At 68.5% G+C, this 7574-nt stretch carries 8 protein-coding genes; 7 read left to right on the top strand and 1 reads right to left on the bottom strand.

The genetic code is table 11. The features are described 5' to 3' along the window. Nucleotides 1–321: 321 nt before the first annotated feature. Complete coding sequence (locus ML01_RS26205; RefSeq protein ID WP_058558322.1) at nt 322–1194, bottom strand: SIR2 family protein; 873 nt, start codon at nt 1192–1194, stop codon at nt 322–324. 531 nt (nt 1195–1725) lie between these two features. On the opposite strand from ML01_RS26205, the gene nifE reads away from it, so the two are divergent. From nifE to fdxB, 7 genes are all read left to right on the top strand, one after another. Then, nucleotides 1726–3204 (top strand): nitrogenase iron-molybdenum cofactor biosynthesis protein NifE, encoded by a 1479-nt coding sequence (gene nifE / locus ML01_RS26200; RefSeq protein ID WP_058558321.1) that lies wholly within the window; start codon nt 1726–1728, stop codon nt 3202–3204. Further along, nucleotides 3197–4609, top strand: coding sequence for a nitrogenase iron-molybdenum cofactor biosynthesis protein NifN (gene nifN / locus ML01_RS26195; RefSeq protein ID WP_254045402.1), 1413 nt, complete (start codon nt 3197–3199; stop codon nt 4607–4609). Before nifE ends, nifN begins: the two co-directional genes overlap by 8 nt. A gap of 36 nt (nt 4610–4645) precedes the next feature. Then, a complete protein-coding gene (locus ML01_RS26190) occupies nt 4646–5146 on the top strand; it encodes a NifB/NifX family molybdenum-iron cluster-binding protein (RefSeq protein WP_058558319.1) in 501 nt (166 codons plus the stop codon). A gap of 527 nt (nt 5147–5673) precedes the next feature. Then, nucleotides 5674–6156 carry a SoxR reducing system RseC family protein gene (locus tag ML01_RS26185; RefSeq protein ID WP_058558318.1) on the top strand — a complete coding sequence of 161 codons (483 nt, stop codon included), beginning with the start codon at nt 5674–5676 and terminating at the stop codon, nt 6154–6156. A 99-nt stretch (nt 6157–6255) separates the two neighbouring features. Then, nucleotides 6256–6732, top strand: a complete 477-nt coding sequence (locus tag ML01_RS26180) for a NifX-associated nitrogen fixation protein (protein ID WP_058558317.1) — start codon at nt 6256–6258, stop codon at nt 6730–6732. An 88-nt stretch (nt 6733–6820) separates the two neighbouring features. Beyond that, nucleotides 6821–7033 carry a CCE_0567 family metalloprotein gene (locus ML01_RS26175; protein WP_058558316.1) on the top strand — a complete coding sequence of 71 codons (213 nt, stop codon included), beginning with the start codon at nt 6821–6823 and terminating at the stop codon, nt 7031–7033. 109 nt (nt 7034–7142) lie between these two features. Next, nucleotides 7143–7451 carry a ferredoxin III, nif-specific gene (fdxB, locus tag ML01_RS26170; protein WP_058558315.1) on the top strand — a complete coding sequence of 103 codons (309 nt, stop codon included), beginning with the start codon at nt 7143–7145 and terminating at the stop codon, nt 7449–7451. The last annotated feature ends 123 nt before the right edge of the window (nt 7452–7574 follow it).

Raw genomic sequence — 7574 nt, 5'->3', positions numbered from 1 at the left:
GCAGTCTCCCGCCCGGCGGGCAGTCGCCCTGCTCCAGCGCAGTCGATCGCACGCCGGGGGCATCGAGCCCCCGGCGCGCGAAGCCGGCTGAAAGCCGGCGCTCCCAGTCCGTGACGGCTCGCTGTCCAGGCAGGCGGCGGCCTGTGCAGCGCGCGGACACGATAATGCGCCACCCCGTGGCGAATCCGATCCATTTCGGCGCTGAACAGTTCCCACGGGGCGTTGCGCGGGCGCTTCGCGATCGCACCGAGCACGATAAGCCGGATGCGGCGCGTGCCCCGACACCCGGCGCGCAGCACCTTTGCGCCGAAGTGGGCTGCCTCAGCAGCCGATGGTCGCCGCATCCGGCAGCAGGTCGGCGTCGCCGGTGGCGGCGAGCAGGTCCGCGACGTCGGACTCGATGATCTCGATGCGCTTGGTCTCGCAGAAGCGCCGCTCCTTGTCCGTCGGCTCCGGGATCAGCGCGTAGCCCGCGGGCTCGCCGGCGGCGTAGATGATGTCGGACATCACCATGCGCTCGGTGTCGCGCGTGAAACGCAGGCCGAGAAAGAGGTATTGCCGGCCGATGCGGTAGTCCTTCAGGAACTTCGGTATGCCAAAGCCGCCCATCAGCTCGGTGAGGTAGTCGACAAAGTCGGCATCGGAGGCGATGTAGGTCGCGTTCGGCCGCGGGCTGCCCATGGGCTTGAACAGCACCGGCAGGCGCGTGTCCACGGCATCCTGCTCGACCTCGCGGTAGCTCTCGCCGTCGTAGGCGTCCAGCCGAAAGCGATAGTCCGTGCCGCCGATGCGCGCGATGCCGCGGATCAGGGTATGCGGGCGCTCGGCGTAGGAGTCCTGGAGCTGGGTATCGCGGTTGATGTCGATGACATAGGGCGGCGCCAGGGCGGCGAGCCAGTCGTGCAGCGGCGCCCGGGTCCAGGTGCGCTGGCCGTAGAGCTGGTCCAGGAAGCGGTGCAAAGCACTGCGCCCGCGCTTGAGCTCCACCTCCATCGCCGCCCGCGGAAACTCCCACATGAGCCGCTTGGACATCGGCCGGCCGTTGTTCATGGCCAGGATCATGTCGTCGCTCTGCACCGGCATGGGCTCGCCCGTGGCCGTATCGACGACGCCCGCGAGCACGCCCGGGCCAAGATAGGGGATCAGGTCCGCACGCCGCACGGCGGCGGCGAGGTCGTCGAGGGTCGGTGGCATGGGCGAGGCTTCCGTTGTCGGGCTGGGGGCAATCCTGAGTCTGGAAGCAATCCCAGTGCCAGCCCTGCACTCGCGGCTGAGCTCGCTCCCACGGCGCCCCAGCGTGGGAGCGGCATTAGCCGCGATAGAGCCTGCTGACTGCCCCGGCGCAGCAGTCGCGGCTAACGGCCATGGCGACCAGCGCCACCCCGCAGGATGAAAGGCGCCGCTCGCCATGGCCGTTGCCCTCACCCCGGCCCTCTCCCAGAGGGAGAGGGAGATTACGGAGCGCGCCGCGCGCGACTTTCATGGTAAAGCCGCTCCCACTGTGCCGAGCAGCACCGGCGATCACCTGTTCCAAACCCTTCACGGAACGCGGCTTGTCGGCTTTGCGACAGGGCAGCCCAAGTCGCCGGGAGTGACCGACCGCAGGCCATTTTCTATATTTGCAATAACGCTTTAGCGCATCTACTCGGCATCACGACAGAGCCCATCGCCCGCTGGCATGTCTTCTGCTAACAATCCTCGATAGCTGTCGCACCAGGATCGAGCATGAAACAGAAAGACATCGCCGCGCTTCTCGACGAGCCGGCCTGCGAGCACAACAAGAAAGAAAAATCCGGCTGCGCGAAGACCAAGCCCGGCGCCACCGCCGGCGGCTGCGCCTTCGACGGCGCACAGATCGCGCTGCTCCCCATCGTCGATGTCGCCCACATCGTGCACGGCTCCATCGCCTGTGCCGGCAGCGCCTGGGACAACCGCGGCACCCGCTCCACCGGCCCCGCGATCTTCAAGCTCGGCATGACCACGGACCTGACCGAGCAGGACGTGATCATGGGCCGCGGCGAGAAACGGCTCTTCCACGGCATCAAGCAGGCCATCGACGGCTACCAGCCCGCGGCGGTGTTCGTCTACAACACCTGTGTGCCGGCGCTCATCGGCGACGACGTCGGCGCCGTCTGCAAGGCGGCCACCGAGCGCTGGGGCACGCCGGTGATCTCCGTGGACGCGGCCGGCTTCTACGGTACCAAGAACTTGGGCAACCGCATCGCCGGCGAGACCATGGTCAAGCAGGTCTGCGGCACGCGCGAGCCGGACCCGGTGCCGGCGGGCATCGAAAGGGACGGATTCAAGGTGCACGACATCTCGCTCATCGGCGAATACAACATCGCCGGCGAGCTCTGGCACGTGCTGCCGCTGTTCGACGAGCTGGGCCTGCGGGTACTGTGCACGCTTTCCGGCGACGCCCGCTTCCGCGAGGTGCAGACCATGCACCGCGCGGAGGTCAACATGATGGTCTGCTCCAAGGCCATGATCAACGTGGCGCGCAAGCTGCAGGAGGCCTACGGCACGCCCTGGTTCGAGGGCAGCTTCTACGGCGTCGCGGACGTGTCCCATGCGCTTCGCACCTTCGCGCAGCTCATTGGCGATGCGGACCTGACCGCCCGCACCGAGACCATCATCGCCCGCGAGGAGGCGCGCATCGACGCGGCGCTCGCCCCCTGGCGCGAGCGCCTGGCCGGCAAGCGCGCGCTGCTCTACACCGGCGGCGTCAAGTCCTGGTCCGTGGTGTCGGCACTGCAGGATCTTGGCATGACCGTGGTCGCCACCGGCACCAAGAAGTCCACCGAGGACGACAAGGCCCGCATCCGCGCGCTGATGGGCGAGGACGCGCCGATGATCGAGGACGGCAACCCGCGCGCGCTGCTCGATCTGTACAACCGCTACGGCGCCGACGTGATGATCGCGGGCGGGCGCAACATGTACACGGCGCTCAAGGCGCGCATCCCCTTCCTCGACATCAATCAGGAGCGCGAATACGGCTACGCCGGCTACGACGGCATGCTGGAGCTGGCCCGCCAGCTCACCGTGACCCTGGAGAGCCCGATCTGGCGCGCCGTGCGCAGCGCGCCGCCGTGGGCCGTGCCGGCAGGCGCCGCCGACACCGCCGAGCGCGCCGTCCGCGCAGCCTCCCCGGCACGCCCCGCCGAGCCCAGAGCAGCCGCAGAGGAGGTCGCGAGCCATGCCTGACATGACCATCACCCCGCCGGAGATCGTCAAGCGCAACAAGGCGCTCGCCGTGAGCCCGTTGAAGGCCAGCGCCACGCTGGGCGCGACGCTCGCCTTCTTAGGGATGGACCGCTGCCTGCCGATGCTGCACGGCTCCCAGGGCTGCACCGCCTTCGGCAAGATCTTCTTCATCCAGCACTTCCGTGAGCCGATGCCGATGCAGACCACGGCGCTGGATCAGGTGACCACCATCATGGGCGGCGACGACGCCGTGGTGGAAGGCCTGGCCACCATCGCGGGCAAGCACGCGCCGGCGCTCATCGGCCTGCCCACCACCGGTCTCACCGAGACCCAGGGCGCCGACATCGAGCGCGCCGTCGGCATGTTCCGCGCGCAGCATCCGGAGTACGACCACATCGCGGTGGTGCCGGTGAATACGCCGGACTACGCGGGCAGCCTGGAGTCCGGCTTCAACGCCGCGCTCAAGGCCATCATCGAGCGGCTGGTGCCGAAGTCCAGCGTCGCCGGCACCCGCCCCGGCCGCCGGCAGCGGCAGGTGAACGTGCTCCCGGGCTCGCATCTCACGGTCGGCGACATCGAGCACATCAAGGACCTGCTGGAGCGCTTCCGGCTGCGGGCGCTGGTGCTGCCGGACATCTCGGACTCCCTCGACGGCCACCTCGCGGACGCGGACTTCAGCGCGCTGACCATCGGCGGCACGCGGGTCTCGGAGCTGGCCACCGCGGGCGACTCCGTCGCGACGCTGGTCATCGGCACGTCGCTGGCCGGCGCCGCCGACGCCCTCGCCGCGCGCACCGGCGTGCCGGACTACCGATTCCCGCACCTGATGGGCATCGACGCCATGGACGCCTTCATCTCTGCGCTCGCCGAGATCAGCGCCGAGCCGGTGCCGGAGCGCATCACCCGCCAGCGGAGCCAGTTGCAGGACGCCATGCTCGACGCCCACTTCGCGCTCGGCCAGGCGCGCTTCGCGGTGGCCGCGGAGGGCGATCTGCTGGCAGCGATCACGCAAGTGCTGGCCGACATGGGTGCCGAGACCGTCGCCGCCGTCGCGCCCACCAACGCCCCGGCGCTGCGCCAGGTCCGCGCCGCGAGCGTCAAGATCGGCGACCTCGAAGACCTGGAGCAGGCCGCCCGCGCCAACGGCGCCGAGGTGCTCATCACCAACAGCCACGGCGCCCACACCGCCGAGCGCTTAGGGATTCCGCTGCTGCGCGCGGGCTTCCCGCAGTTCGACCTGCTCGGCGGCTATCAGCGCCAGTGGGTGGGCTACACGGGCACGCGCGCCACGCTGTTTGAGTTGGCGAACATCGTGCTTGGCCTGCACAAGGGCGAGATTCACGCGTATCGATCCACGCTCAAGCAGTGGCCGGACGCCGAGCGCGACGCGCTCGCTGCGGCCTAGCGCCTGGGCGAGCAGCAACCCGGACCGGAGAGGACCATGGCCTTCGAACGCAAGCTCAGGCTCATCGACGGCGGCAGCGCCGCGCCGGCCGCCATCGATGCCGGCGACGAAGCAGTGACGGTGCGGGTCGCCTTCGCCAGCGCCGACCGCAAGCACGTGGATCAGCACTTCGGCGCCGCGCAGGGATTTGTCATCTACCGCATCGGCGCCGCACGCTACGACCTGGAAGAGGCCGCGCAGTTCGGCCGCCTCGACATGGACGGCAACGAGGACAAGCTTGCCGCGAAGATCGCGGCGCTGACCGACTGCGTCGCCGTCTACTGCCAGGCCGTCGGCGCTTCCGCCATCGGCCAGCTCAAGACCCACGGCATCCAGCCCATCAAGGTCCCGCCGGACACCCTCATCAGCGGCCTGCTCAGGGACTTACAGCAAGAGCTGCGCGACGGCCCGAGCGCCTGGCTCGCCCGCGCCATCGAGCGGCGCTCGCCGCGGGCGGACCGGTTTGATGCGATGGAGGCGGAGGGGTGGAGTGAGTGAAAAGTTTGAAGTTTGAAGTTTGAAGTTTGAAGTTTGAAGTTTGAAGTGTGAAGTGTGAAGTTTGTAAGGAAGATGGCGCGGCTGCGGGAAGTTTGAAGTTGGAAGGGTCCGACTGGTGCCGAGGCTCGTGGCTAGTGGCTAGTGGTTAGTGGCTAGTGGCTGGCTAGTACACCACTGCGGAAGTTGCGAGGCCGTTCCCGGGTACGCCGACTTTAGTCGGCCCCTGGGGAAGGTGGACTTCAGTCCGCCGAGGCACGGAATCGAATCCGACTGGTGCCGAGACTCTGCCTCGGCACCTGGTACGGCGGCTCTGCCGCCAGTGCGCGGCGCAGGGCGGCAGAGCCGCGAAGAGGCGTGCAGAGGCGGAGCCTCGGCACGAGAGCAAGCAGAAAGGGCCGAGGGCCGAGGGCCGAGGACGCCGGCTGCTGCACCACCTTGGCCCTTGGCCCTTGGCCCTCGGCCCTCGGCCCTCGGCCCTCGGCCCTCGGCCCTCGGCCCTTCTCCAGCGACAAGTTGAGCCAACGATCATGATCGAACAAGAAGCCGCCGTTGTTGCCGTTGTCGACGGCGCCGCCCTCGTTGAGGTGCCGCGGCAGAGCAGTTGCAGCGCCTGCGGCCAGGGCGCGAGCTGCGGCACGGCCACCGTTGCCAAGCTGTTCGGCCAGGGCAACGCCACGCGCCTGCGGGTGCTCGACCACCTTGGGCTCGCGGCGGGCGAGCGGGTGGTCATCGGCATCCGCAGCCCGGTGCTGGTGCGCGCGTCGCTCGTGGCCTACCTGCTGCCGCTGCTCGCGCTCTTGGGCGCCGCCGGTGCCGCAGAGGCCGCCGGGCTCGGCGACATGGCCGGCGCCGCGAGCGGCTTAGGCGGGCTCCTGGCCGGGCTCTGGCTCGCCGGGCTCGTCACCGGCGGCAGCGGCGCCCGAGCCCGCTTCCGCCCCGTGCTGCTGCGCCGCATCCCAACCGGCATCCCAGTCACCATCCACCCGCCCCACCCTACCGTAGCCGGCTGACCGCACTTCGCACTACGCACTACGCACTTCGCACTTCGCACTTCGCACTTCGCACTTCGCACTTCTTCCTTCGCCAACCTAAACGAACCGAAAGCCGAAATGACCACAACCACCACCCCAAAGATCGCCGCCGACGACCCCGTCCTGACCACCGCCTTTGGCATCGAGATGGTCCGCCAGATGCGCGCCACCGACCCTTACGGCACCCTCGACAACCTGTCGCCGGCGGAGATCCTGGAACCCTTCGTGCTCACCAAGGAAGAAAAGCGCGAGCTGCCCATCGTCGGCGACCCGGACGAGATCGTCATCTCCCGCATCAAGGTCTTCTACAACGCCATCTCTGCGCTCATCGAGCAGGAATGCGGCCGCATGGCCGTGCCGCTGGTGAACCTCACCCACGAGGGCTTCGGGCGCGTGGTCATCACCGTCGGCAAGCTCGTCGTGCTCGACCGCTCGCTGCGCGACGTGCACCGCTTTGGCTACGAGAGCCTGAGCAAGCTGAAGGACGACGCGGACAAGCACCTGTCCGTGGCGCTGGAGTTGGTGGGGATGTATCCGGAAGTGGCAGGGTTGTAAGTGAGGGGCTAGGGGCTAGGGGCTGGGGCCTAGGGGTTGGGAATCCCGAGGCCTTGGCCGCGCCCCTTAACCGAGGAGCAACGCAACAATGACCGACGAAGACATCAAGTCCCTCGAAAAGGCCGTCAAGAAGGCCAAGCGTATCGCGAGCGAGCGCGCGAGCGAGCTGCACGACCTGGTCGAGGACCGCCTGCCGGCGGGCTATGAAGAAATCCCGGGCATCGCGCAGGCCACCTACGACGCCTGCCGCGCCTGGGCCGAGGCGGATGCCAAGCTCAAGGCGGCCGAGGCGGCGGCCTGAGCGGCCGGCACCGAACCGACCCCACCGCAGGCTTTCCGCTTCAGCCAACCCGATTAAGCCAATCCGATTAAGCCAACCCAAGCCTCAAGCCACCCACCGGGAGCGCATCATGAGCACCATCACCGGCCTGACCCGCGGCGGCGCGCAGTGGACGCCCGCCTTCATCACGGCCCTGAATCAATCCAACTGCATCGGCTGCGGGCGCTGCTACAAGGTCTGCCCGCGCGATGTCTTCGAGCTCGTGGACCGCGATGAGCTCGATCTCGACGACAGCGACGACTTCGACGACGAATTCGACGAGGTCCCCGGCATGGTCATGAACCTCAAGAACGTCATGGACTGCATCGGCTGCGAGTCCTGCTCGCGCGTCTGTCCCAAGGCCTGCCTGTCGCACGAGCCGCAGCCGCTGGCCGCCTGAGCGACCCGCCGCCCGTGGGAGCGGCTTTAGCCGCGACAGGCTTGAGCATCGCGCTCGATCGCGGCTAAAGCCGCTCCCACAACGCACGCGCAATCCGCCCGTGGCAGCGACTTTAGCCGCGAC

Source organism: Thiohalocapsa sp. ML1, from assembly GCF_001469165.1.
Classification (GTDB): Bacteria; Pseudomonadota; Gammaproteobacteria; order Chromatiales; family Chromatiaceae; genus Thiohalocapsa.
This window is presented reverse-complemented; position numbering and strand designations above follow the sequence as displayed.

Coding starts and splice junctions, on each gene's coding strand:
- ML01_RS26180 (WP_058558317.1), top strand. CDS start 6,256: ATGACCACAACCACCACCCCAAAGATCGCCGCCGACGACCCCGTCCTG.
- nifN (WP_254045402.1), top strand. CDS start 3,197: ATGCCTGACATGACCATCACCCCGCCGGAGATCGTCAAGCGCAACAAG.
- nifE (WP_058558321.1), top strand. CDS start 1,726: ATGAAACAGAAAGACATCGCCGCGCTTCTCGACGAGCCGGCCTGCGAG.
- ML01_RS26185 (WP_058558318.1), top strand. CDS start 5,674: ATGATCGAACAAGAAGCCGCCGTTGTTGCCGTTGTCGACGGCGCCGCC.
- ML01_RS26175 (WP_058558316.1), top strand. CDS start 6,821: ATGACCGACGAAGACATCAAGTCCCTCGAAAAGGCCGTCAAGAAGGCC.
- ML01_RS26205 (WP_058558322.1), bottom strand. CDS start 1,194: ATGCCACCGACCCTCGACGACCTCGCCGCCGCCGTGCGGCGTGCGGAC.
- fdxB (WP_058558315.1), top strand. CDS start 7,143: ATGAGCACCATCACCGGCCTGACCCGCGGCGGCGCGCAGTGGACGCCC.
- ML01_RS26190 (WP_058558319.1), top strand. CDS start 4,646: ATGGCCTTCGAACGCAAGCTCAGGCTCATCGACGGCGGCAGCGCCGCG.